General features: G+C 57.8%; 24 protein-coding genes. 14 read left to right on the top strand and 10 right to left on the bottom strand.

Going from position 1 to position 25547, the window contains the following annotated elements; translation table 11 throughout:
• Positions 1-69 precede the first annotated feature (69 nt).
• The 3 genes from AC559G_RS21765 (at position 70) to AC559G_RS21755 (ending at position 4135) form a co-directional block, all read left to right on the top strand.
• The gene (locus AC559G_RS21765) at positions 70-522 is read left to right on the top strand and encodes a DNA polymerase III subunit chi (RefSeq protein WP_095846970.1); all 453 of its coding nucleotides are present in this window, start codon (positions 70-72) and stop codon (positions 520-522) included.
• Between the two features lie 13 nt (positions 523-535).
• On the top strand, positions 536-3412 hold the full coding sequence (locus AC559G_RS21760; protein WP_498914638.1) for a valine--tRNA ligase: 2877 nt from the start codon (positions 536-538) through the stop codon (positions 3410-3412).
• A gap of 249 nt (positions 3413-3661) precedes the next feature.
• On the top strand, positions 3662-4135 hold the full coding sequence (locus tag AC559G_RS21755; protein WP_498914654.1) for a GNAT family N-acetyltransferase: 474 nt from the start codon (positions 3662-3664) through the stop codon (positions 4133-4135).
• A 119-nt stretch (positions 4136-4254) separates the two neighbouring features.
• On the opposite strand, the gene AC559G_RS21750 is transcribed toward AC559G_RS21755, so the two are convergent.
• From AC559G_RS21750 to rraB, 3 genes are all read right to left on the bottom strand, one after another.
• Positions 4255-5274: an acyltransferase family protein gene (locus tag AC559G_RS21750; protein ID WP_498914636.1), complete on the bottom strand. Its 1020-nt coding sequence runs from the start codon at positions 5272-5274 to the stop codon at positions 4255-4257.
• Positions 5275-5588: 314 nt separating this feature from the next.
• A complete protein-coding gene (gene miaE, locus AC559G_RS21745; RefSeq protein WP_498914634.1) occupies positions 5589-6371 on the bottom strand; it encodes a tRNA isopentenyl-2-thiomethyl-A-37 hydroxylase MiaE in 783 nt (260 codons plus the stop codon).
• Positions 6372-6469: 98 nt separating this feature from the next.
• Entirely contained in the window at positions 6470-6895 is a 426-nt protein-coding gene (gene rraB / locus AC559G_RS21740; RefSeq protein WP_498914633.1) for a ribonuclease E inhibitor RraB, read from the bottom strand.
• Between the two features lie 162 nt (positions 6896-7057).
• Between rraB and argF the strand changes: the two genes are divergently transcribed.
• Both argF and AC559G_RS21730 read left to right on the top strand, forming a co-directional pair.
• The gene (gene argF / locus AC559G_RS21735) at positions 7058-8077 is read left to right on the top strand and encodes an ornithine carbamoyltransferase (RefSeq protein WP_498914632.1); all 1020 of its coding nucleotides are present in this window, start codon (positions 7058-7060) and stop codon (positions 8075-8077) included.
• A gap of 227 nt (positions 8078-8304) precedes the next feature.
• On the top strand, positions 8305-9873 hold the full coding sequence (locus tag AC559G_RS21730; RefSeq protein WP_498914630.1) for an ABC transporter substrate-binding protein: 1569 nt from the start codon (positions 8305-8307) through the stop codon (positions 9871-9873).
• A 152-nt stretch (positions 9874-10025) separates the two neighbouring features.
• Here AC559G_RS21730 and AC559G_RS21725 read toward each other — a convergent pair whose 3' ends face one another.
• Positions 10026-10172, bottom strand: a complete 147-nt coding sequence (locus AC559G_RS21725) for a hypothetical protein (protein ID WP_165907062.1) — start codon at positions 10170-10172, stop codon at positions 10026-10028.
• A 36-nt stretch (positions 10173-10208) separates the two neighbouring features.
• Here AC559G_RS21725 and pyrB point away from each other — a divergent pair, with 36 nt between their 5' ends.
• From pyrB to AC559G_RS21695, 6 genes are all read left to right on the top strand, one after another.
• Positions 10209-11144, top strand: coding sequence for an aspartate carbamoyltransferase (gene pyrB / locus AC559G_RS21720; RefSeq protein WP_346082451.1), 936 nt, complete (start codon positions 10209-10211; stop codon positions 11142-11144).
• A gap of 13 nt (positions 11145-11157) precedes the next feature.
• The gene (pyrI, locus tag AC559G_RS21715) at positions 11158-11622 is read left to right on the top strand and encodes an aspartate carbamoyltransferase regulatory subunit (protein ID WP_095846961.1); all 465 of its coding nucleotides are present in this window, start codon (positions 11158-11160) and stop codon (positions 11620-11622) included.
• 125 nt (positions 11623-11747) lie between these two features.
• Entirely contained in the window at positions 11748-12134 is a 387-nt protein-coding gene (gene ridA / locus AC559G_RS21710) for a 2-iminobutanoate/2-iminopropanoate deaminase (RefSeq protein ID WP_095846960.1), read from the top strand.
• 308 nt (positions 12135-12442) lie between these two features.
• Entirely contained in the window at positions 12443-13879 is a 1437-nt protein-coding gene (locus AC559G_RS21705; protein ID WP_279025966.1) for a circularly permuted type 2 ATP-grasp protein, read from the top strand.
• Positions 13873-14802, top strand: coding sequence for an alpha-E domain-containing protein (locus AC559G_RS21700; RefSeq protein WP_498914627.1), 930 nt, complete (start codon positions 13873-13875; stop codon positions 14800-14802). Before AC559G_RS21705 ends, AC559G_RS21700 begins: the two co-directional genes overlap by 7 nt.
• Complete coding sequence (locus tag AC559G_RS21695) at positions 14799-15599, top strand: transglutaminase family protein (RefSeq protein ID WP_498914625.1); 801 nt, start codon at positions 14799-14801, stop codon at positions 15597-15599. Before AC559G_RS21700 ends, AC559G_RS21695 begins: the two co-directional genes overlap by 4 nt.
• Before the next feature lie 44 nt (positions 15600-15643).
• Here the strand turns inward: AC559G_RS21695 and AC559G_RS21690 are convergent, their stop codons facing one another.
• A complete protein-coding gene (locus AC559G_RS21690) occupies positions 15644-16093 on the bottom strand; it encodes a SemiSWEET family sugar transporter (protein WP_438597028.1) in 450 nt (149 codons plus the stop codon).
• A gap of 12 nt (positions 16094-16105) precedes the next feature.
• Positions 16106-17497 carry a D-arabinitol 4-dehydrogenase gene (gene dalD / locus AC559G_RS21685; RefSeq protein WP_498914623.1) on the bottom strand — a complete coding sequence of 464 codons (1392 nt, stop codon included), beginning with the start codon at positions 17495-17497 and terminating at the stop codon, positions 16106-16108.
• Positions 17498-17810: 313 nt separating this feature from the next.
• Here dalD and AC559G_RS21680 point away from each other — a divergent pair, with 313 nt between their 5' ends.
• Complete coding sequence (locus AC559G_RS21680; protein ID WP_279027318.1) at positions 17811-18539, top strand: proteasome-type protease; 729 nt, start codon at positions 17811-17813, stop codon at positions 18537-18539.
• 45 nt (positions 18540-18584) lie between these two features.
• Here the strand turns inward: AC559G_RS21680 and AC559G_RS21675 are convergent, their stop codons facing one another.
• The 4 genes from AC559G_RS21675 to AC559G_RS21660 all read right to left on the bottom strand — a co-directional run bounded on the left by AC559G_RS21675 (position 18585) and on the right by AC559G_RS21660 (position 23124).
• Complete coding sequence (locus tag AC559G_RS21675) at positions 18585-19904, bottom strand: MFS transporter (protein WP_438597031.1); 1320 nt, start codon at positions 19902-19904, stop codon at positions 18585-18587.
• 168 nt (positions 19905-20072) lie between these two features.
• The gene (locus AC559G_RS21670; RefSeq protein ID WP_498914621.1) at positions 20073-21023 is read right to left on the bottom strand and encodes a phosphoglycerate dehydrogenase; all 951 of its coding nucleotides are present in this window, start codon (positions 21021-21023) and stop codon (positions 20073-20075) included.
• A 49-nt stretch (positions 21024-21072) separates the two neighbouring features.
• The gene (locus AC559G_RS21665; RefSeq protein ID WP_498914619.1) at positions 21073-21957 is read right to left on the bottom strand and encodes a dihydrodipicolinate synthase family protein; all 885 of its coding nucleotides are present in this window, start codon (positions 21955-21957) and stop codon (positions 21073-21075) included.
• Between the two features lie 18 nt (positions 21958-21975).
• Positions 21976-23124, bottom strand: a complete 1149-nt coding sequence (locus tag AC559G_RS21660; protein WP_498914617.1) for an iron-containing alcohol dehydrogenase — start codon at positions 23122-23124, stop codon at positions 21976-21978.
• A gap of 190 nt (positions 23125-23314) precedes the next feature.
• Here AC559G_RS21660 and dtnK point away from each other — a divergent pair, with 190 nt between their 5' ends.
• Both dtnK and AC559G_RS21650 read left to right on the top strand, forming a co-directional pair.
• Complete coding sequence (gene dtnK, locus AC559G_RS21655) at positions 23315-24574, top strand: four-carbon acid sugar kinase family protein (protein ID WP_498914615.1); 1260 nt, start codon at positions 23315-23317, stop codon at positions 24572-24574.
• Complete coding sequence (locus tag AC559G_RS21650) at positions 24567-25547, top strand: D-threonate 4-phosphate dehydrogenase (protein WP_498914614.1); 981 nt, start codon at positions 24567-24569, stop codon at positions 25545-25547. The genes dtnK and AC559G_RS21650 overlap by 8 nt, the downstream gene beginning before the upstream one ends.

Here is a 25547-nt window from a genome sequence, read left to right as displayed (position 1 = left end):
TCGCCGTCATGCAGATCCCGAAGGGCGCACAAGTTGCGCCCCTACTTTTTTCTAACGGCAAATGAGCTAATGAGCAAACAGGCAACGTTCTATCTCTTCGAACACGACCAGCCCGCAGGCGCGCTCAGCGCCCATGAAGCCGTGGCCTGCGCCGTTGCCGCAGAAAGATGGCGCGCCGGCAAACGGGTGTTGATCGCCTGTGAAAGCCAGGAACAGGCCCAGCGCCTGGACGAAGCGCTGTGGCAACGCGAGCCGCATGAATTCGTGCCGCACAATCTGGCCGGCGAAGGCCCGTATGCCGGCGCGCCGGTCGAGCTGTGCTGGCCCGGCAAACGCGGCAATGCCCCGCGCGATTTGCTGATTAACCTGCAGCCGCAGTTTGCAGATTTTGCTACCGCTTTCCATGAAGTGGTAGACTTCGTCCCTTACGAGGACACCTTGAAACAGTTGGCGCGCGAACGTTACAAAGCCTATCGCAGCGTCGGCTTCCACTTGACCACGGCAACGCCGCCAACTCACTGAATTACGAAATAAAATGGAAAAGACAAACAGTCAACTCGACACCGCATACGATCCAACCCAGATCGAACAGAAGCTGTACGATCACTGGGAAAGCCAGGGTTACTTCAAGCCGAACGGCGATACCAGCCAGGAAAGCTTCTGCATCATGATCCCGCCGCCGAACGTAACCGGCAGCCTGCACATGGGCCACGCCTTCCAGCAAACCATCATGGACACCATGATCCGCTACCAGCGCATGCAGGGTAAAAACACCCTGTGGCAGGCGGGCACCGACCACGCTGGCATCGCCACCCAAATGGTGGTTGAACGCAAAATCGCCGCGGAAGAGAACAAAACCCGTCATGACTACGGCCGCGATGCGTTCATCGACAAAATCTGGCAGTGGAAGGCGGAATCCGGCGGCACCATCACCCGCCAGATGCGCCGCCTCGGCAACTCCGTGGACTGGGAGCGTGAACGCTTCACCATGGACGAAGGCCTGTCCAACGCGGTGAAAGAAGTGTTTGTCCGCCTGTATAACGAAGATCTGATTTATCGCGGCAAGCGCCTGGTGAACTGGGATCCCAAACTGCGCACTGCCATTTCCGATCTGGAAGTGGAAAACCGCGAGTCCAAAGGGTCGATGTGGCACCTGCGTTACCCGCTGGCCGACGGCGCGAAAACCGCCGAAGGCAAGGATTACCTGATCGTCGCCACCACCCGCCCGGAAACCGTGCTGGGCGATACCGGCGTAGCGGTTAACCCGGAAGATCCACGCTATAAGGATCTGATTGGCAAAGAGATCATCCTGCCGCTGGTCAATCGCCGCATTCGTATCGTCGGCGACGAACACGCCGATATGGAAAAAGGCACCGGCTGCGTGAAAATCACCCCGGCGCACGACTTCAACGACTACGAAGTGGGCAAGCGCCACGGCCTGCCGATGATCAACATTCTGACTTTCGACGGCGACATCCGCCAGGAAGCCGAAGTGTTCGATACCCTGGGCGAAGCCAGCCAGCTTTACAGCAGCGAGATCCCGGCCCCGTTCCGCGGCCTGGAGCGCTTTGCCGCCCGTAAGGCCATCGTGGCCGCCTTCGACGAACTTGGCCTGCTGGCCGAGATCAAACCGCACGATCTGACCGTGCCGTACGGCGATCGCGGCGGCGTGGTCATCGAACCGATGCTGACCGACCAATGGTACGTGCGCACCGCGCCACTGGCCAAAGTGGCGGTGGAAGCCGTGGAACAGGGCGAAATCCAGTTCGTGCCGAAGCAGTATGAAAACATGTACTTCAGTTGGATGCGTGATATCCAGGACTGGTGTATATCTCGCCAGCTGTGGTGGGGCCACCGTATCCCGGCCTGGTACGACGCCAACGGCAAAGTGTACGTCGGCCGCAACGAAGAAGAAGTGCGCCGCGAGAACAACCTGGGTGCCGACGTTCAGTTGAACCAGGACGAAGACGTGCTGGACACCTGGTTCTCTTCCGGCCTGTGGACCTTCTCCACCCTCGGCTGGCCGGAGCAGACCGAAGCGCTGAAAACCTTCCACCCAACCAACGTGATGGTGAGCGGGTTCGACATCATCTTCTTCTGGATTGCCCGCATGATCATGCTGACCATGCACTTCATCAAAGATGAAAACGGCAAGCCGCAGGTGCCGTTTAAAACCGTGTACATGACCGGCCTGATCCGCGACGACGAAGGGCAGAAAATGTCCAAGTCCAAGGGCAACGTGATCGATCCGCTCGACATGGTGGACGGTATTTCGCTGGCGGACCTGCTAGAAAAACGCACCGGCAACATGATGCAGCCGCAGTTGGCGGAAAAAATCCGTAAGCGCACCGAGAAGCAGTTCCCGAATGGTATCGAGCCGCACGGCACCGACGCCCTGCGCTTCACCTTGGCGGCGCTGGCTTCCACCGGCCGCGACATCAACTGGGACATGAAGCGCCTGGAAGGCTACCGCAACTTCTGTAACAAGCTGTGGAACGCCAGCCGCTTTGTGTTGATGAACACCGAAGAGCACGATTGTGGCTTTAACGGCGGCGAGATGCAGCTTTCGCTGGCGGATCGCTGGGTGCTGGCGGAGTTCAACCGCACGGTGAAAGCCTACCGCGAAGCGCTGGACAGCTACCGTTTCGATATCGCCGCCGGCATCCTGTATGAGTTCACCTGGAACCAGTTCTGCGACTGGTATCTGGAACTGACCAAGCCGGTGCTGGGCAACGGCAGCGAAGCGGAACAGCGCGCCACCCGCCACACGCTGATCACCGTACTGGAAGCGTTGCTGCGCCTGGCGCACCCGATCATTCCGTTCATCACCGAGACCATCTGGCAGCGTGTGAAGCAGTTGAAAGGCATCACCGCCGACACCATCATGCTGCAGCCGTTCCCGGCCTACGACGCCGCCCAGGAAGACCAGCAGGCGCTGGACGATCTGGAGTGGATCAAGCAGGCGATCACCGCGGTGCGCAACATCCGCGCCGAGATGAACATCGCGCCGAGCAAGCAGTTGGACGTACTGCTGCGCAACGCCAACGCCGATGCACAGCGCCGCGTGCAGGAAAACCAGAGCTTTATCGAGAAGCTGGCGCGCCTGCAGTCCATCACCCTGCTGCCGGCCGGCGAGAAAGGCCCGGTTTCCGTCACCAAACTGGTGGACGGCGCCGAACTGCTGATCCCAATGGCGGGCTTTATCGATAAGGATGCGGAAATCGCGCGCCTGGCGAAAGAAATGGCCAAGCTGGACGGCGAAATCGCCGCGATCGAAGGCAAGCTGGCGAACGAAAGCTTCGTCGCCCGCGCGCCGGAAGCGGTGGTGAATAAAGAGCGCGATCGTCTGGCGGCCTGCAAAGAAGGCAAAGTGAAACTGCAGGAACAACAGGCGACCATCGCCGCCCTGTAAGCCGCACCCTTGCCCTTCACCCGCACAGGGTGCGGGGCAACGGTTAGCATCAGCAGAGAGCCTGGCCCGCAGCGGCGGCTTGCCGCCATTGCATCTGGCCGGGTTTCAATGTTATTACAAAGCATTGCTATAGTAGAACACGCTTGGGCGCGGCCCCGGCGTGTTTTGCCCTGCCATCGCGACAGGTTTTCACGATTATTGGCAAGTGAGTATAAAGATATGACCACAGCAATCTCTACGCGCCTGCGGGTGCGCCCGATTACGGCAGCAGACAATGCCGCTATTGCTCAAGTCATTCGCGACGTTTCCGCCGAGCACGGCCTGACGGCGGATAAAGGCTATACCGTTTCCGATCCCGATCTGGACACGCTCTATCAGCTCTACAGTCGGCCGCGCAGCGCCTACTGGGTGGTTGAGATCGACGGGCGGGTTGCCGGCGGCGGCGGCGTGGCCCCGTTACAGGGCGGCGAGCCTGACGTGTGCGAATTGCAAAAGATGTACTTTCTGCCGGTGCTGCGCGGCAAAGGCCTGGCAAAACGCCTGGCGCTGCAGGCGCTGGACTTTGCCCGTGAACAGGGGTTCCGCCGCTGTTACCTGGAAACCACCGCCAGCCTGACGCAGGCCATTGCCCTGTATCAGCATCTGGGCTTTGCGCATATCGAGCACGCCATGGGCACCACCGGGCACAGCGACTGCGAAGTCACGATGCTGAAAACGCTGTAGCCTTCAAAGAGCACGCTCCCCGCGCTGAAGCCCAAATGCTTCTCGGGAGCGTGATTTCCGCCGGTTAGGCTAAGCAGCCTAACCCGGCGCTCCTGGCGATGGCTCACAACGGCTGATGTTCAACCTGCGGTATCCATGTTGGCCACGAACGGCCTTTTGATCATACGTTCAATATGGGCCAGCACAACGCTGGTCAGATATGAAACCGCGATCAATAGCATGAGTATTAATGGCGTATACATCGGGTAGAAAATCGCTTTCTGCGCAAAGTGGTAACAATAAAAACTGTGGGTAAGCCACATATACATTGAGTGCCGGCCAAGCGCATCAACAACGCCATACAACGTTGCATTTATTTTTTCAGAGGACTTCATCAACGCACTAATAAATAACGGCGTTGCGAGGATCAAGCCCAGGTTCTTCAATAAGATGAAAGCAATCGCCGTCAGGAGAAACAGCCAAATAGCCGGCATGGTTTCGATCTTATTCAGAACCTTTGCGATTAATGCGTTCTTAGGGAAGTCATTAGCACGTCCAAAAATCATGCCAAGGCCAAATGGCAATAGCCAGACAAAGTAATCGCTGATAAACAACGGCACCAAATCATGGCTGGTTAAGACCTTACCAATACCCGCAGCCAAGAACATCACCAACAATAATGTATAGTTATTTAGTTTAATCAATAACGGCAGAGAAAGCAGATACAATACGTAAAGCCTAAAGAACCACCACTCACCATTGTAAGTGGACTTTATCCCGATCAGGTTTTCAATAAATGTGGTGATTGACGTTGAGAAAACCGGGCCAGGATAAAATATTATCCCGATTGGCACAAAAATAAAAATAACCAGCCAATAACTAATATAGAGATTTTTCAACTTACCAAAAATATATTTAGCGGAGACATCTCGCCGTAAAGAAAAACCATAGCCAGAAAGGAATAAAAACATCGCAACGCAGATGCGCCCAAACAAGCCAAGATAGGTTTCAATATACATATCGGTACCTGGCAGTATTCCTATATAATTTATTGATACCTCGGGGCTGATTCTGTCAGGAAAAGAAAAAAGATGGTGGGCCAGCATTAATATAATCGCAATGCCCTTTAAATAGTTGGATTTCCCTTTTGAGATATTCATTGATAGTACCGTAACAATATGTCCCTGTAGGGGTATCGTACCATATGCAATGTCTCATTCCACCGATTTCATTCCTGATAAATATACCCACTCGCGGCGATATTAAGAATAATCCCATTAAAAATAAACATTATACTATTAAACAATAAATTAGCCGGGCGTTTAAAACCGTTAATTAATTATCATCCCTATTTCCGGGTAGCTATAGCCAAAATAATTTGCGTTGCAGGCAGCACCACTGCCTATTCTGGCACAGCGGCCAGAATAGGCGCGGACAACACGCCAACAGCATGGCAGGGTATGCGAAACCGGCGTTACCCCAGCGCCCGGCCATCAGCCCCCGCCGGCACGCCGCTGTGAAAACGGAACTCGCTGTCCGGCGCCAGAATAAGCTGCGCCTCCAGCCGCCCGAAATGCGCAACGCGCTCGCTGATATCCTCGCCGGCAATCTGCTGCGCCAGCGCCAGATAATCCTGATAGTGGCGCGCTTCAGAACGCAGCAACGAAACATAAAAGCGGTTCAACTCATCGTCCAGGTGCGGCGCCAGCCGAGCGAAACGCTCGCAGGAACGCGCTTCGATATAGGCGCCGCAGATGAGTTTATCGATCAGCGTCGCCGGATCGTGGGTGCGCACTTCGCGGATCATCCCCTTGGCATAACGGCTGGCGGTGATTTTGCGATACGGGATCTGCCGCGCCTGCATAATGCCCAACACTTGGGAAAAATGATGCAGCTCTTCTTTAATCAGCAGCACCATCTTATCCACCAGATCCTGCCCGTAGGCCGAGCCGTTTTTCGGCAGGATCTTCTTGGTGAAATTGCTTTGGCGGAACAGGGTTTCCGGCTCGCCCTGCTCTTCGTGCACAAAGGCCTCGTAGGGCTTCAGCAATGCCAACAGCGCGTCCCCGCTCTCTTTATCCGCCACATAGCGGCGGATCAGCCACATGCCGGTCTGCGCCGCTTTCAGCTCGCACACCATATGGTCGGTCAGCAGCAGGCGCAGGTTTTCCGGGCGGCGCGCGGCGGCAACCCAGGCGTCTGGGGTTTCGCAATGCAGGAAGTTCAGAATGGGGGTTAAAAGTGATTGGTATGTCATCGGGGTTAGCAAAGGCCGGCGTTGGCCGGCCCACAGAATAATGTTTTACCCTTCAGGCTCTGGGCACGCGGCCTGATGCCTGAAAGCCTCGGCGGTAATCAGTGGCGTTTGCCGTCGTCGTCTTCGTCGATGAAGTCGCCGTCGTCGTCGTCCTCGCCGTCTTCACCGTTCGGATCTTCGAAGTAAGTGCCCCAGCCGTCGTAGTTGACGCCAATTTTCTCGGCCAACTGCACCAACTGTTCCACTTGCTGATCGATAGCATCGGCATTCAGGCCAATTTCACTGATCACGTCGCAGCACATCAGCAAAACGCCATCTTCCCCTTCCAGCTCTTCGGCATCGGTCACTTCGTAGCCCAGCTTAAACGCCTCAACCGCAGCCTGTTCCAGCACCTCGAACTTTTCAGCGGAAAGATGATGCTCGATGGTATAGAGCGCATCGGGATCGCTGCCGTCATCCAGCAGTTCTTCGATGATCAGGCGGGTTTCTTCACGTTGTTCTTCCAGCAATGCGCGGTTTGCCATGCCTATATCCTCAAGTCAAATGGCCGTTATCGGCGCTATTTTCCCACACCGCCGCCGCCGCTGCACGATAAACGTGAAAGATTTCCATCGCGGGGTTGAAATTGAATATTCATACATATAAAGTGAATTTTAATTCAACTTAAACTGCAGGGATACCCGGATATGAGCACGATGAACCCATTTTATAAACGTCATTTTTTAAGGTTAATGGATTTCACCCCCGCCGAGATCCTGGCGCTGCTTAAGCTGGCGGCCGATCTGAAACAGGCGAAAAAACAGGGCCAGGAAACCCGCCACCTGCAGAATAAAAACATCGCGCTCATCTTCGAAAAAGACTCAACCCGCACCCGATGCTCTTTCGAAGTTGCCGCATACGATCAGGGCGCCCAGGTGACCTACCTCGGCCCAAGCGGTAGCCAGATCGGCCATAAGGAATCCATGAAAGACACCGCGCGCGTGCTTGGCCGCATGTACGACGGTATTCAATACCGCGGCTACGGCCAGGAACTGGTTGAAACCCTGGCGCACTATGCCGGCGTGCCGGTGTGGAACGGCCTGACCAACGAGTTCCACCCGACCCAGCTGCTGGCGGATCTGCTCACCGTGCAGGAACACCTGCCGGGCAAAACCCTGGCGGACGTCAAGTTCGCCTATATCGGCGATGCGCGCAACAATATGGGCAACACTCTGATGGAAGCCGCGGCGCTGGTGGGGATGGATCTGCGCCTGGTGGCGCCGAAAGCCTGCTGGCCGGAAGCCGAACTGGTTGCCGAGTGCCAGGCGCTGGCGCAGCAGACCGGCGGCAAAATCACTCTGACGGATGAGATTGCCATCGGCGTGAAAGGCGTGGACTTCCTGTATACCGATGTGTGGGTATCCATGGGCGAACCGAAAGGAGTCTGGCAGGAGCGCATTCAGCAACTGCGGCCTTATCAAGTGAACATGGCCATGGTGCAGCAGACCGGCAACCCAGCGGTGAAATTCCTGCACTGCCTGCCGGCGTTCCACGACGATAAAACCACCATCGGCAAACAGATGGCGGAACAGTACGGCCTGCACGGCGGCATGGAAGTCACCGACGAGGTGTTTGAATCCGAACACAGCGTGGTGTTCGATCAGGCGGAAAACCGCCTGCACACCATCAAAGCGGTGATGGTCGCCACGCTAAGCCAAACGCTGTAAGCCCCCTTTAGCGGGGTGCGGGCCAGGCCCATACCCCGTTTGCCACTGCCCTGCCCACTTCCCCTGCCAAGCGTTATCGCTTTTTAGCATATTAAATACCCGTTTGGCCTTTGCCAGACACAGAGCAAAATTCTACCGTGGGATGCGGCCGCCAGGCCGCCTGGTAACCCAATGATAAAAATACGTCTTACTGCGCACTCTGCACAGCATTCAGGGGATATTCATCTATGAAAGCCAAAACGCTGCTTCTGTTGATCCTGGTCGGCCTTTCCGCCCATGCGCTGGCCGCCACGCCGCCCACCACGTTGGTGGTGGCGCAATCGCTTGATGATATCGTCAGCCTCGATCCGGCCGAAGCCAACGAACTGTCTAGCATCCAAACCATCCCCAGCCTTTACCAACGGCTGGTCCAGGCCGATCGCGACGCCCCGGCGAAAATCACACCGGTGCTGGCGGAAAGCTGGCAGGCGGACGCGGCGGCGAAAACATTAACCTTCAAGCTGCGCCCACAGGCGGTTTTCACTTCCGGCAACCCCTTGACCGCCGACGACGTGATCTTCTCCTATAGCCGCGCGGTGAAGATGAATAAATCCCCGGCGTTTATCCTCAACGTGCTGGGTTGGCAGCCAGATAACATTGACGCGCAATTAACGAAAATCGACCAACACACGCTGCAACTGCACTGGAGCGCCGATGTCAGCCCGGCGGTGGCGCTGAATATCCTCTCCACGCCGATTGCTTCCATCATCGACAGCAAAACCGTGCAGCACAACGTGAAAAGCGGCGACTACGGCAATGCCTGGCTGAAAATGCACTCGGCCGGCAGCGGCCCGTTCACTATGCGCGTTTACCAGCCGCACCAGGCGATTGTGCTGGATGCCAACCCGGCCACCCCAGGCCGCAAGCCGCTGCTGCACAGCATCATCATTAAAAACGTGCCGGATCCCGCCACCCGCCGCCTGCTCATCCAGCAGGGCGACGCCGACATTGCCCGCGAACTGGGGCCGGATCAAACCATCACGCTGAAGAGCCAGCCGGGGGTCAAGGTGCTGGAGATCCCCTCGGCCGAACTTAACTATCTGGCGTTCAACACCGGCAACGCCGCCAATCCGCTGCTGAAAAACCCGGCGTTCTGGGAAGCGGCGCGCTACCTGGTGGATTACCAGGGCATCACCCGGGATCTGCTGAAGGGCCAGTATTTCGTTCACCAGAGCTTCTTGCCGATCGGCATGCCCGGCGCGCTGGAAGAAAATCCGTTCAGTTTCGATCCGGCCAAAGCCAAGGCCATCCTGGCCAAAGCCGGCATCACCCACGCCGCCTTCACGCTGGACGTGGAAAACAAACCGCCGTTCATCACCATTGCCGAAGCCCTGCAGGCCAGCTTCGCCGCGGGTGGTGTGAAGGTCGAACTGCTGCCGGCCGCCGGCAGCCAGGTGTATGCGCGGGTGCGCGCCCGGCAGCACCAGGCCGCCATCCGCCTGTGGATACCGGACTATTTCGACGCCCATTCCAACGCCAGCGCCTTTGCCTATAACGACGGCAAGGCCAGCACGGTCGCCGGTTTGAACGGCTGGCAGATCCCGCAGTTGAACAAGCAAACGCTGGCCGCGGTGGCCGAGGCCGATCCGGCCAAGCGCACCGCGTTGTATACTGAACTGCAGCAGGCGCTGCAACGCAGCTCACCTTATGTGTTTATCGATCAGGCCAAAACCGAAGTGGCGCTGCGCGATAACGTTAAAGGCTACCAGCAGGGCCTGAATGCCGATATGGTCTACTACGATCGCGTCAGTAAATAGCCCAGCCGCGCGCCGAGTACTGTTGTATTCGTTAAGGTGAGTCAAATCGGAGCCAATCGTTTGCTCGTGGGCAAAAATGCGCGTTTTAGCGCTTGCAGTCGCGAAAAGCATGCGTATAATGCGCGACAATTTGCCAGGAGAAAGTATGACTATCAGCGTGTGTTTTGTTCGCCATAACCGACAAAACCGGCTGCCGTTCGGCGGCCTGCTGCCGTTATTTCTCCTGTGGCTAAACCGATCGCTTCAAGCCCCTCGTTGAGGGGCTTTTTTTTGCCTGAAAAAGACAGTTTGTTCAACACGCCCAGCGCCACGGGCACGAGTCGAGGAGAGTGAAAATGGCCAACCCGCTGTATCATAAGAATATCATCTCTATTAACGATCTCAGCCGCGAGGAGCTGGAGCTGGCGCTGCGCACCGCCGCCCGTCTGAAAGCCACCCCACAGCCGGAGCTGCTGCGCCACAAAGTGATCGCCAGCTGTTTCTTCGAAGCCTCGACCCGCACCCGCCTGTCGTTCGAAACCGCCATCCAGCGCCTGGGCGCGTCGGTGGTCGGCTTTTCCGACAGCAGCAACACCTCGCTGGGCAAAAAAGGTGAAACGCTCGCCGACACCATCTCGGTCATCAGCACCTACGTCGACGCCATCGTGATGCGCCATCCGCAGGAAGGGGCCGCACGCCTGGCGTCTGAATTCGCCGGCGGTATCCCGGTGCTCAACGCCGGCGATGGCGCCAACCAGCACCCGACGCAAACGCTGCTGGATCTGTTCACCATCCAGGAAACGCAGGGCCGCCTGAACAACATCAACATCGCGATGGTGGGCGATCTGAAATACGGCCGCACGGTGCACTCGCTGGCCCAGGCGCTGGCTAAATTCCAAGGCAACCGCTTCTACTTTATCGCGCCGGAAGCGCTGGCGATGCCGGGCTATATCCTGCAAATGCTGGAAGAGAAAGGCATTGCCTACAGCCTGCATGAAAGCATTGAAGAAGTGGTGCCGGAGTTGGATATCCTGTACATGACGCGTGTGCAGAAAGAGCGGCTCGATCCTTCCGAATACGCCAACGTGAAGGCGCAGTTCATTCTGCGCGCCGCCGATCTGCACGGCGCGCGCGACAACCTGAAAGTGCTGCACCCGCTGCCGCGCATTGATGAAATCACCACCGACGTGGACAAAACGCCCTATGCCTACTATTTCCAGCAGGCAGGCAACGGTATTTTTGCCCGCCAGGCGTTGCTGGCGCTGGTGTTAAACGAAGAATTGGCTTTTTAAGGGGAGAAACGTAATGACTCACGATAACAAACTCCAGGTTGAAGCGATCAAATGCGGTACGGTGATTGACCACATCCCGGCGCAGATCGGTTTTAAACTGCTCACCCTGTTCAAGCTGACCGCGACCGACCAGCGCATCACCATCGGCCTGAACCTGCCTTCCAAGGCGCTGGGGCACAAGGATCTTATCAAGATCGAGAACACCTTCCTGACCGAGCAGCAGGCCAACCAGTTGGCGATGTACGCGCCGAAGGCCACGGTTAACCGCATCGACAATTACGAAGTGGTGCGCAAACTGACGCTCAGCCTGCCGGATCACATCGACGGCGTGCTGACCTGCCCCAACAGCAACTGCATCAGCCGCAGCGAGCCGGTGTCGTCCAGCTTCAGCGTGAAGTCACGGGAAGGCGACGTGCACCTCAAATGCCGCTACTGCGAAAAAGAGTTTGAACATCAGGTGGTTCTGCAAGCGGATTGATCAAACTGCCGACGGAGGATGCGTCCACCGCCGGCGGTTGCCCCGGCCAACGCACATGCAACTTGAACGATGACGTGTATATAATGCGTTTTCTACATTAAAGACGCCGTTAATCAGGAGAGAAAATGTCTCGTAATATCAGCACCGAATTAGCCCCCGCAGCGATTGGCCCTTATGTACAGGGTGTGGATCTGGGCAGCATGATCATGACCTCCGGCCAGATCCCGGTCGATCCGAAAACCGGCGCCGTTGCCGAAGACGTTACCGCTCAGGCGCGCCAGTCGCTGGAAAACGTGAAAGCGATCGTTGAAGCCGCCGGCCTGAAAGTGGCGGATATCGTGAAAACGACCGTTTTCGTGAAAGATCTTAACGACTTCGCCACGGTTAACGCCGCTTATGAAGCCTTCTTTACCGAGCACCACGCGCCGTTCCCGGCCCGCTCCTGCGTGGAAGTGGCCCGTCTGCCAAAAGACGTAAAAATCGAAATCGAAGCGATCGCGGTTCGCCGCTAATAGCGCTAATCCGCAGTGCCCCCACGGCTGGCCGCGCCGGCCGTGCAATCCCCCCGCCAACGGCCTATCGTTGTGCATCTGCCGGCAATGAGATCTTTTTTGCTGTCCAGGGTGCGCCATCAGCGACCGTAGTTAACCCTATGCCCCGCCAAGCTGCCCCGTTTTAACGCGCAGCGCGGAGGCCGCGCACCATAAACGTGCTTGATACGGTCTTTTTCACGGTGTTAGCGCCCTTTTTCACTCCGAAAACATTTTGGCACATTTTATGCTGAATCCTTCTACAGCCTGGAATGCCAACGAGGTGATGGATGCTAAATATAGACCTTTCTGCTTCACCGTTTTTTGATGAGATGTTATTGGCTGAGGGGAAACACCGCGGCCACTACGAAGCTTACTGGCATTGGCTGCAACAGGCCGACCAAAAGGCCATTCAACGTAAAAAAGAAGAAGCTGCACTGCTGTTTCACCGTGTGGGAATTACCTTCAACGTCTATGGCGAGGACGACGGCGCCGAGCGGCTGATCCCGTTCGACAGCGTGCCCCGTATTATCCCGGCCGGCGAATGGGCGATGCTCGATCGCGGCATTCGCCAACGCGTACAGGCGCTCAACGCCTTCCTGCATGATATCTACCACCAACAACATATCCTGAAAGCGGGCATCATCCCGGCGGAGCAGGTGTTGGCCAACGACCAATACCAGCCCTGTATGCAAGGGGTCGATCTGCACCGCAACATCTATGCGCATATCATCGGCGTGGATATGGTGCGCAACAGCGACGGCCAGTACTACGTGCTGGAAGACAACTTGCGTACCCCGTCCGGCGTGTCCTACATGCTGGAAAACCGCAAGATGATGATGCGCCTGTATCCGGAGCTGTTCGCCCAGCAGCGTATCCGCCCGGTGGAACGCTACCCGTCCTATCTGCTGCAAACCCTGCGTGAAAGCTCCCCCGTCAACGATCCGACCGTGGTCGTGCTGACGCCGGGCCGCTTCAACAGCGCCTATTTCGAGCACAGCTTCCTGGCGCAGCAAATGGGGGTGGAGCTGGTGGAAAGCGCCGATCTGTTTGTGAAAGACGGCGTGGTGTTTATGCGCACCACCGAAGGGCCGTGCAAGGTCGATGTGATTTACCGCCGCGTTGACGATGCGTTCCTTGATCCGTTGGCGTTCCGCCCGGATTCGATGCTCGGCGTGCCGGGGCTGCTGTCGGTTTATCGCGCCGGCAACGTGGTGCTGGCGAACGCCATCGGCACCGGCGTGGCCGACGACAAATCCATCTACCCGTACGTGCCGGAAATGGTGCGTTTCTATCTGCAGGAAGAGCCGATCCTCAACAACGTGCCCACCTGGCAGTGCCGCCACCCGAACGAGCTTTCCTACGTGCTGGCCAATCTGGAAAAAATGGTGGTGAAAGAAGTCCACGGCGCCGGCGGTTACGGCATGTTGATTGGGCCGGCCGCCACCAAGGACGAGATCGCGCATTTCCGCACCCTGCTGCAAACCAAACCGCACAATTACATCGCCCAGCACACGCTGGCGCTGTCCACCTGCCCGACCTTCGTCAACGAGGGCCTGGCGCCGCGCCATATCGATCTGCGCCCCTTTGCCTTAAGCGGGGCCGAGATCCGCCTGGTGCCGGGCGGCCTGACGCGCGTTGCGCTGGCGGAGGGTTCGCTGGTGGTCAACTCGTCGCAGGGGGGAGGAACAAAAGATACCTGGGTATTGGAGGATGACGCATGCTGAGCCGCACAGCCAGTGAACTCTATTGGATGGCCCGCTATCTGGAACGGGCCGAAAGCATCGCCCGGGTACTGGACGTCACCAACAAACTGTCGATGATGCCGACCCGCGGCAGCGAAAACCACGATTTAAAAGTGCCCCTTAACCTGACCAACACCGGAGAACTTTACGCGGCGGCCTATACTGAAATCACCATGGCGAATCTGGTGAGCTTCTTCGCGCTGGACAACCGCAACCACAGCAGCATCTACAGTTGCCTGCAGATGGGCTGGAACAACGCCCATGCGGTGCGCGGCAGCCTGTCATCGGAAGTATGGGAGTGCATTAACGCCACCTGGATCGAAATGAAGCTGATCCGCCGCCAGGGCATCGGCTCCGTCGGCGCAGACAGCTTTTTCGACTGGGTAAAAGAGCGCGCCCATCTGTTCCGCGGCGCCATCTTCGGCACCCTGTTGCGCAGCGACGCCATGTACTTTATCCGCCTGGGCACCCTGCTGGAGCGGGCGGACGGCACCGCGCGCTTACTGGATGTAAAAAACCAACTGCAGGCAGCCGATGACGACCCGGTGCGCGAGTATTACCGGATGGACACGCTGCTGCGGGCGGTCAGCGCGCGCGAAGCCTACCACAGTATTTATAAGCAGCAGCTTAGCCGCGACACCATTGCCGAACTGATGATTTTACGCAATGAAATCCCGCGCTCACTGCTGGCCTGCGTCGGCGATATGGTGCAGCAGTTGGAACAAATCGGCGGCACCCGCTCCAATGGGCCGCGCCGCCTGGCGCATACATTGCTGGCGGAACTGCGCTTTAGCAGTATCCAGGATCTGAATGCGATCGGCCTGCACACCTGGCTGAACGATTTCCTGGCACAGATTAACCAGATTGCCGAAAGCATTCACCATACCTATCTGGAGGCACAATGAGACTGAACATTGAGCACAGCACCCATTACACCTATGCCCAGCAGGTACGGCGCAGCACCCAATACCTGCGCCTGACGCCGCAGGATTCGCAGCATCAGCGCATCATATCCTGGCAGCTAACGCTGCCGGAAAACGCGGTGCGCACCACCGATGCGTTTGGCAATGTACTGCACGTGCTGACGCTGGACGTGCCGCACCAGGCCATCACCATTCAGGCGCACGGCGTGGTCGAGATTGAAGACAGCGCCGCGGATCAGGCGGTCGGCCATCTTTCACCGCTGGTGTACCTGCGCCACAGCCCGCTGACCCAGCCGGACAGCGCGATCCGCGCCTTCGCCCAGCGCTATTACCAGCCGCAGGACGCGCTGGCCAGCCTGGAAACCCTGATGAGCGAGCTGCTGCTGAAAATGCCTTACAGCCCAGGCACCACCAACGTCACCGACAGCGCCGCCGAAGCGTTCGCCGTCGGCCAGGGCGTTTGCCAGGATCACACCCACGTGTTCCTCGCCTGCTGCCGCAGCCTGAACATCCCCGCCCGCTATGTGAGCGGCTATCTGTATAACGACGACTCGCCGCACGTTGCCACCCACGCCTGGGCCGAAGCCTGGCTCAACGATCGCTGGCACTGTTTCGACATCACCAACAACACCTGCCTGCCGCACAAGCACCTGAAACTGGCGGTCGGGATAGACTATCTAGATGCCTGCCCGGTACGCGGCGTGCGCTTGGGCGGCGGCAGCGAAAATATGCAAACCGCGGCTGCAGTGCAAATGTTGCCGGATGAGCACGAACAGTAGAGGGGAAAAGATAATGGCGCCCGCTGGGGCGCCATTAACAGAAATCAGCTGAGTTTATCTTCCAGCCCGCGGCGTTTAATCATCGCCGGCGGCGTGGCGTTATGGCTCCAGTTCAGCGAGCGAATTTGCGGGCGTGGGGCTTTGTTTTTTTTACCGGGCAGCGTAATCACCAACGCTTTTTCGTGATACAGCTTCAGCACAATCACCGCAAACGCCAGCAGCGCAGTGATACCGTTGGCGGACATGACCGGCACGTCATGCATTTTAAAGCCGTAGTAAGTCCAGCAGGAAACGCCGAAGAACAGCGCCGCGTACATCCCGAGCGAAATACCGGTGGTGTCTTTGTTTTTTATGATGTGCAACACCTGCAGGCAGAAGGAACCGGTGGTGACCCAGGCCGCCAACGTCCCCAGCGCAAACGGCCACGGCGAAAGGAAAATGATCGAAAGCATTGCCGCAGCAATGGTAAAAACAACAATTAGAATACTTTTCATATTATGCCTCTGTTATTTTTTCTGGCTACTCAACCATCGCTTAACCTCAGCAACGGCATCACGCAGATCGCTTATCAGTTCTTTTTTCTGCGCCAGTGAACCAAAGAGTTTTTTATTGCTGGCGTAGGCCAGCAGAGCGTCATCCGCAGCGAAAATAGCATCGAAATCCACGCTGTCGATTGCCCGATCCTGATAGTCAAACGGCAGCTTCTGCTGCTGGCGCGCCTGCATAAACAAGAAGAACAGGGCCGGCAGGATCATCGCCGCACGCGGGGTTTCCCCCTGCTGATAACGCTGCTTGAGCGTCGGGACAATAAACTCATGCATTTTGGCGATGCTGTCTGAAGAGACGCGCTGATTGGTATCGCGCACCCAACGGTTGCCAAAGCGCTCCAACGTGGTATCGCAATACTCTGTCAAATCAAAGGCGGCGGGATGCAACGCCGCAGCCACGTCGTCCAGCACGTAGGCACGGATCCAGGCGTCCACCTGCGGCAGGGCAATGCTTTGATCGATATATTTCTTGCCCACCAGCGCCCCGGCCCAGGCAATGCCGCTATGGCTGGCGTTGAGGATGCGAATCTTCGCTTCTTCATACGGCGTGACGCGTTCGGTAAATTCCACGCCCACCTTCTCCAGCGCCGGGCGGCCGGCGATGAAATCATCCTCAATCACCCATTGCGAGAAGGTTTCGCAGGTCAGAGGGGCGAGGTCTTCAATGCCCTGCTGCGCCAAACGCTCGTTGATTTGCGGATCGTATTTCGGCGTGATGCGGTCCACCATGCTGTTCGGCGCCCGCGTGTTGGCGCGAATCCAGGCTTCCAGCGCGCTATTGTTCTGCGCCTGCACGAACTCAATCAGGCCGCGGTAGAAGCTCTCGCCGTTGTTGCGCAGGTTATCGCAGCTCAGCAGCGTTACCGGGCCGCTCTCCTGGGCCATTCTGGCACGCAGAATTTTACTCAACGCGCCGTACAGCGTGCGGGTTTCCCCTTCTTCACGCAAATCCGCGGCAACCGCTTTATCCGTAATATCCAGGTGGCCGTCATCATCCAGGAAATAGCCGCCTTCAGTGACGGTAAAAGAAATTATTTTGGTTGACGCCTGTGCACCACATTTAATAACGGAGCGGATGCCTTCATCCCACAGAATAATGTCTTTAATAGCGGAAATGGTTTGATAATTGAATTCACCCTGCGGTGAGATTGATTCCAGCGTGTAGCGGCCTTGCTGTTGGTGGAGGTGTTGTAGCATTTCCTGCGTGGCGCTGTTACGAATATTCGCCAACGCCATATGCCAGTCTGTTTCCCCATTCTCCCTCAGTTGATTCAAATACCACGCCTGATGCGCTCGATGAAATGCGCCGGCCCCAAGATGTAACCACGTTCGCTTATTTTCTACAGTCAAACTTGCTCCTTAATCCTAATGGACAGATTCAGTCATGTTGTTAACGTTAGCATATTTATTTCACAAAATAAAATTAATGGCCAAATAAACAGCAGCCAAGCGGGAAAATATCCGTGGAATATATTGAATTTATTACCGTATATCAACCAGCTAGCGGCTGAACATTATTTGTCCGCAGCCCCTTGCCGAATAGCCTGGATTACGGCAGGCTAACGGTATCGTTTTCCGGTGCGCAAAGCCTGCGGCGCGCGGCGTCTGCAGGCACCGGCATCCACCGCCGCGCGGTGTAACACCTTGTTTGAGGGACTGTTGTATGACCTATTGTGTGGCCATGGGTTTGTCATCCGGGTTGGTGTTTGCTTCCGATTCACGCACCAACGCTGGGGTCGACCATATTTCAACCTTTCGTAAACTGCATGTGTTCCAGCAAGACGGCGAGCGCACGCTGGTTCTGCAAAGCGCCGGCAACCTGGCCACCACCCAAAGCATCATCAGCCTGCTGCTGCGCCGCAGCCAGGATCCGGATCAGCACAGTATGCTGACCGTGCGCAGCATGTACGATGCGGCAACGCTGGTGGGGGAAACGGTGCGGGAGGTGATCCAACGCGACAGCAGCGCCCAGCAAAACGGCACCGCCACCGATTTTAGCTGCAGCCTGCTGCTCGGCGGCCAGATCAAGGGCGAAGAGATGCGGCTGTTCAATATCTACCCGCAGGGCAACTTCATTGAATCGGCACATGACACGCCCTACTTCCAGATTGGCGAGAGCAAGTACGGCAAGCCGATTATCGATCGCGTGTTGGATTACGATACGCCGCTGGAACAGGCCATGCAGTGCGCGCTCATCTCGATGGATTCCACGCTGCGCAGCAACCTGTCGGTCGGCCTGCCGCTGGATGTCATGATCTATCCGCGCGATAGCTTCAGCGCCGCCCAACAGTACCGCATTACCGAAAACCACCCCTATTTCAGCACCATTCGCAAAGGCTGGGGGGAAGGCCTGGTCAGTATTTTCAAACAGTTGCCGCCGCTGGTGCTGTAACTGTTTGGGCCGGGCGCCCCACGCCCGGCCCGTTACCGTTGCCTGTTAGGCGTGGTGGGTGGTGGCCAGCGGTACACCCTGCGCCTTGTCTTCGCTGATCGGTTCAACTTTCCCCATCAGGAACAGGTAGTTCAGTATCCCCAACACCACCAGCGCGGCGGAGAACACCAGCGCGTAGGTGAAAGAGCCGGTAGCCGCCACAATCGCCCCGGTCACAATCGGGCCGATCGCGCCGCCAAAGTTGGACACGGTGTTTTGCAAACCGGCCACGATGGAAACGCTGTTTTTCGGCGCCACGTCGCCGGGCAACGCCCATACCTGCGAAGCCGCCACGGTGGTGCCGGATTTCGCCACGCACAGCAGGAAGACCGTCATAAACACCGAATCGGTAAACGGGGCAAAACCGATGCACAACGCCATCAGCAGGCCGATGGTTAAAAACAGTTTGCGCGTGGCGGTCAACGAGAGTTTGCCGCTGTGCGCCACCCGATCAGATGCCCAACCGGCGATCACTTCCACCACCATCCCGCTCAGCAGCGGCAGCGCGGCAACCATCCCCATCTTGATGAAATCCATCCCCTTTTCCTGCACCAGATAGGTCGGCAGCCAGGTAATAAAGAAATAAGAGGTGTAGTTGATGGTGAAAAAGCCCAGGCACATCGCCCAGATATTGCGATAGCGCAGCAGCTTGTACCAGCGCATTGGCAGCACGCTTTTATCGCCGTGGTGCTGCTTTTGGCCGTCGCGGATATAGCGCACTTCCTGTTGGCTGATCAGCTTGTGGTCTTCCGGGTTCTCGGCGTAAATGAAATACCAGGCGATCACCCACAGCAGGCCGACGGCGCCGATAATCAGGAACGTCATGCGCCAGTCCACCACGAAAATCATCCACACGATCAGCGGCATCGCCACCGCGCCGCCAAATTTCGACGCGCTGTCAAACAGCCCGGAAATGGTGGCGCGCTCGCGATCCGGGAACCAGCGCGCCGCGATGCCGGCGTTGCTGGGGTAGGCCGCGGCTTCGCCCACGCCAAGCGCCAGGCGCAGCGCCAGCAGGGATTTAAAGCCGGTGGCCAGCCCCATCGCCGCCGTGGCGATAGACCACCAGCCCACAGCCAGGCCCAACCCTTTCTTTTGGCCGTAGCGATCGGCAAACCAGCCGGCGGGAATTTGCAGCAGTGAATATGACCAGAAAAACGCGGCCATAATGAACCCCATCATTTCCGGCGACAGTTTGAGCTCATCAATCAGGTGCGGCGCAGCGGCGGAAAGCACCGTGCGGTCGATATAATTTATAGCGATCGCCAGCCACATCAGGCCGGCGACCCACCAACGAATGCGGGTTTGGGTTGCTGTTGTATTCATTGTTATCGGGCCAGTAAATAAGAAATCGGAGTATTCCCGGCATAATTAACCTGGCGGCGGCATTCACCATGCTGCTGCTTGAATTATTCCGGCCGTATTGGCTAAAAATATTTTCAGCGTTAATAAGAAAGCGCTTCCGCCTTCTTATTATTTTTCTGGTCGCGCTATTTACAGTGAATTCATAATATGAACGGGGCGCTCCCCTTGATTAATACACTGGATAATTTGCTGCACGCAGCGTTCGCCAATGGCGCTGATTGCACCGTCGGTATATCCCGCAATATGCGGCGTGGGGATAAAATTATTCAGTGTGAACAAGGGGTGATTATTTAGCGGCTCCTGTTCAAAAACATCCGCCGCGGCGCCGGCAATGGCGTTATTTAACAACGCCTGGTAAAGATCCTGCTCATTAACAATGCCGCCGCGCGATACGTTAATCAGAAAAGCCGATGGCTTCATCTGTTTAAAACGCGCGGCGTTGAACAGGTTGCGGGTATCCTCGGTTAATGGCGTATGCAGGGTAATAAAGTCGCTTTGCGCGGTCAGCTGCGCCAAATCAACGAACTCCACGCCGTGTTCACCAGCAAAGGCTTCATCGCGATAAAAATCAAACGCCAGCACGCGCATGTTGAACCCGCTGGCGCGCAGCGCCACCTGCTTGCCGATGTTGCCCAGGCCGACAATGCCCAGCGTTTTGCCGTACACGTCGGTGGCGAAAATACGCGGCCACGTACCGGCGCGGGTTTGCTGCGCCGCCTGGGTCACCTGGCGGGCGCCATCCAGGATCAACGTGAAAGCGAAATCGGCCACGGCATGCTTATTGGCATCCGGCACGTTGGTGACGTAAACCCCGCGTTCACGGGTGGCGTTCAGATCGATATTGTCCACGCCGACCCCATGTTTACACACAATTTTCAGCTTTGGCGCCCGCGCCAGCAGCGCGGCGTTAACGTCGGTGAAGGCGACGATCATCGCCACCGTCTCGGCAAGGTGCGGTTCAAGCGCGGACAGCGGCGCATCCGCCGGCAGCATGACCAGTTCAAAGCCCCATTCGCGCAACGTTTCGATCGGTGCGGGATCGTATTTGGCGAAAGAAGGCGAAGTACAGATGACTTTCATCGTTGCATCCTCATCGTGGTAAGGCGGCGCCACAGCGCCGCTGCCGCCGTTATTGCAAATACTGCTGCACAATCTGGCGAATACGTTGTTCATCCTGCTCGCTAAAGCGCACGGCATAGCGGCTTTCGCCCACCTCATGGCCGAGCAGCACCAGCGCCTTTTTCACTGCCGCCGGCGAGAACGCCACGCTGTACAGATCGGTGCGCAAGCCGGTGACGTTTTCCTGCGCCTGGCGCGATGCAGCGATATCGCCACGTTGGAAATGCGCCCAAATGGCATTGATTTCATCAGGCGCCACGTTGGCCAGCCCGGAGATACAGGCGCTGCAACCGTCGACAAAGCCCTGATGGATCAACGAATCCGGCCCGTTCAGCACATTAAAGCCGCTGATGCCTTCGGCCGCCTGCAGGAAGCCTTTCAGGCTGTCGTAGCTGCCGGCGCTGTCCTTGATGCCGATAATGTTTGGGTGTTGCGCTAGTTGGCGCACCGTTTCCGGCTGCAAGGTGTTGCCCGTGCGCGCCGGGATGTTGTAGAGAAACACCGGCACCGGAACCGCATCGGCGATTTTCTGGTAGTGATAAATCAGCTCTTCCTGCTTGAGCGGCACAAAGTACGGGGTGATCACCGATACAGCATCCACCCCAAGCGCAGCCACCTGTTTACCCAGATGAATGGTTTCACGCGTGGAGATCTCGCCGATATGGCCGACCACCGCTGCCTGGCCGTTCACTTCCTCCACGCAGGTCTGGGTCACTGCCAGCTTCTCTTTTTCATTCAGCACAAAGAATTCGCCGTTGGTGCCACCGCAGAAAATCCCGTTGCCGGCGGCCAACTGGCGGCGGATCTGCACACACATCGCCGCTGGGTTATATGCCCCCTGGTGATCAAAGGTGGTGACAATGGCGGTGAGTACGCCCTCTATTTTTCTGGTCATGGTTTTCCTCGGTTTCTGTCAGGTATTTTTAGCCGGGAACAGCGTCAGATAGACGTCGCGCACATCATCGGCGCTGACCTTGGATGGGACATTTTTCATCAGGCGCTGAACGTCCAGCGCCGCTTCCACCAGATACGGCAGATGGTCGCTGCCAATGCCGAGCGCTTCCAGACTGGCGGGTAACTGCAGGCGTTTGACCAGATCGGCGAAATAGGCCACCAGCGCGTGGGATTTTTGCTCCTCGCTTAGAGAGGCATCGGCATCGGGGATCAGGTCATAGGCCACGGCGAACTTGCTGACCGCGGCCGGGCGCACGAAACGCATGCAGGGCGCCAGCAGGATGGCGTTGGCAACGCCATGGGGAATATGGTACTTGCCGCCCAACGGATAGGACATGGCGTGCACCAGGTGGGTGCCGGCATGGGCAATCGCCGCGCCGCCGTAATAAGAGGCCCACAGCATGTCGAGTTTGGCCTGCAGATTGCCCGGCTGCGCCACGGCGGTTTCCAAGCTGGCGAACAGTTTCTTCATGCCGATCAGGGCATAGTTGTCGCTCACCGGGTTGGCGACGGTGGCGGTAAAGCATTCGATCAGGTGGCAAAGCGCATCAATGCCGGTTGAAGCGGCAATCTGCGCCGGCATGCTGGTGGTCAGTTCCGGCACCAGCGCCACGTAATCCGGCAGCATAACCGGTGAAATAATGCCGACTTTGGTTTCTTTTTCCGGGATCGCCAGGATAGCGTTTGGAGTGGCTTCCGAGCCGGTGCCGGCCGTGGTGGGGATCAGCAGCGACGTGGCGCGCCTGAGCGGCTTTTCCCCGGCCAACAACGCCTCCAGCGTTGGCGCCTGCGCAATGCACAGCACCGACAGCAGTTTGGCAACGTCCAGCACGCTGCCGCCGCCGATGCCAATCACCAGATCCGCCTCTTGCACCGGCAACTGCTGCAAAATGGCGGCGACATCATGCTGGCTCGGCTCCGGCGGCACGCTATCCACCACCACCAAATGCCCCGCGCCGGCGCGAACCTGCGCAATAAACGCTTGGGCGGCAGGGATACGGGCAATATTCCGGTCCGTCACCAGCAGTACGCTGCGCTTTCCCGTTAACAGGTAACCAATGTCATTAAGCGCCTGATAGCCGCTGATAAGGGTGCTGTTGATATTCATTATTACCGACTCTCCTCCCGGCCCCATTGGGCAACGGTGATTTTATTTACTCAAAATCACGCCATCTTTACTGCGTGCCGTGCTTATTTTATAGGCCATCTCGATATTGATTAATTTGAACTTGCTCACATATAATCAATTATGATTGAATATAATCAATCACGGCGTAATACGAACAAGGCGGATCACGATGCAATGGAACACACCGGTACTGGTCATCGCAGATGATTTCACCGGCGCAAACGATGCCGGTATCGGGCTTGCCAGCGCCGGCGCCCAGGTCAGGGTGCTGTTTGAGCCACAGGCGGCCGCCGCGCAAACGCAGGGGGTGCGGGTGATCAGCACCGACAGCCGGGCCGCCACGGCCGAAGAAGCGGCGCAGCGCGTTCGCCAGGCGCTGGCCGGCTGGCCGCAGGGGTTGGGTTGGGTGTTCAAGAAGATCGATTCAACGCTGCGCGGCAATCTGGGCGCCGAAGCGGAAGCCGCGCTGTTGGCCAGCGGCGCGCCAATGGCGTTGATCGCCCCGGCGGTACCCCGGCTTGGGCGAATCACCCGCGGCGGCAACTGCCTGATCCACGGTAGTTTATTAACGGAAACGGAATTCGCCAGCGATCCCAAAACGCCCATCACCACCGCCAGCATTCAGCAGCGCCTGAAACAACAAAGCGCCCTGCCCTGCAGCCATCTGCCATTGGCGGCGGTGCGCGGCGGCGAACTGCAAGCGGCGCTGGCGCAGTTGCAGCAACAGCACGCGCGTTTTGTCATCGTCGATGCCGAAACCGATGACGATCTGCAACGCCTCATGCTGGCGGCGGCCCGCTTGCCCCAGCGGCCTCTGCTGATCGGCGCAACCGGCCTGAGCGATGCTCTGGGCAGGCTGCTGGCCGACCGCCGCCCCGCTCCGCTGTTGGCGGTGATCGGCTCAATGAGCGAAATGGCGCAGCGGCAAATCGCAGAGTTGAACGCCAGCCATGCCATCACGCTGGTGGATATCGATATCGAAGCGATGTTCCAGGGCTGGCCACAGTTGGCGTACTGGCGCAGCGCCGTGCTTCAGGCGCTGGCGCAAGGCCGGCACTGCGTGATCCGCACCAGCCGACAGGCGGCGCAACGGCAAACCGTTGATCAACTGTGCCGGCAGCACCGGATCACGCGCCGCCGGCTGGGGGAAGATCTGTGCACGCTGCTGGCCCAACTGACCCAGGAAGTCCTGGAAATACAAACGCCAGCCGGGCTGTACCTTTCCGGCGGCGACGTGGCGCTGGCGGTCGCCCGCGGGCTGGGCGCCAACGGCTTTCAGATTCATGGGCAGGTGGCGGGCTGTGTGCCCTGGGGCCATCTGCTGAATGCCCGGCACAATTTGCTGGTTATGACTAAAGCCGGTGGCTTTGGTGATGAAAATACCCTGGTAGAAGTCATCCGTTTCATTGAGGAGAAGTCGAGTGAGTAAAACTATTGCAGTCACCATGGGCGATCCGGCGGGCATCGGGCCAGAAATTATCATCAAGTCGCTGGCGCAGGGTGAGCTTGCCGGCGCACCGGCGGTGGTGGTGGGCTGTGCCGCCACGTTGCGGCGCATCATCGGCATGGGCATTACGCCGCCAGCGGAATTGCGACTGCTTGGCGGCATGGCCGACGCCCGCTTCACGCCCGGCATCATAAACGTGATCGACGAGCCGCTGGCGCAGCCGGATAGCCTGCAGCCAGGCCGGGTGCAACGGCAAGGCGGCGATCTGGCCTACCGCTGCATCAAGCGCGCCACCGAACTGGCGCTGGCCGGCGAGGTAGACGCCATCGCCACCGCGCCGCTCAATAAAGAGGCGTTGCACGCGGCCGGCCACCTTTACCCCGGCCACACCGAACTGCTGGCCAAACTGACCCACAGCAAAGATTACGCCATGGTGCTGTATACCGACCGGCTGAAGGTGATCCACGTCACCACCCACATCGCCCTGCGCAAATTCCTGGATACCCTCAGCCGCAAACGGGTGGAAACCGTTATCGGCATGGCCGATACCTTCCTCAAGCGCGTGGGCTACACTGCGCCGCGCATCGCCGTCGCCGGCGTGAACCCGCACGCCGGGGAAAACGGCCTGTTCGGCGATGAAGAGATCACCATTGTCGGGCCGGCGATCCAGGCCATGCAAGCGCGTGGCATTGATGCCTATGGCCCGTGCCCGCCGGATACCGTTTACCTGCAATGCTACGAGGGGCAATACGACATGGTGGTGGCGATGTACCACGATCAGGGGCACATTCCGCTCAAGCTGTTGGGTTTTTATGACGGGGTGAACATCACCGCCGGGCTGCCGTTTATCCGCACCTCGGCCGACCACGGCACCGCATTTGATATCGCCTGGACAGGCAAAGCGAAGTCTGAGAGCATGGCAATCTCGATCAAACTTGCCATGCAACTTGCCTAG

Source organism: Gibbsiella greigii (assembly GCF_039540155.1).
Classification (GTDB): Bacteria; Pseudomonadota; Gammaproteobacteria; order Enterobacterales; family Enterobacteriaceae; genus Gibbsiella; species Gibbsiella quercinecans.
The sequence above is the reverse complement of the archived record's forward strand: the minus strand, read 5'-3'. Positions and strand labels throughout refer to the sequence as shown.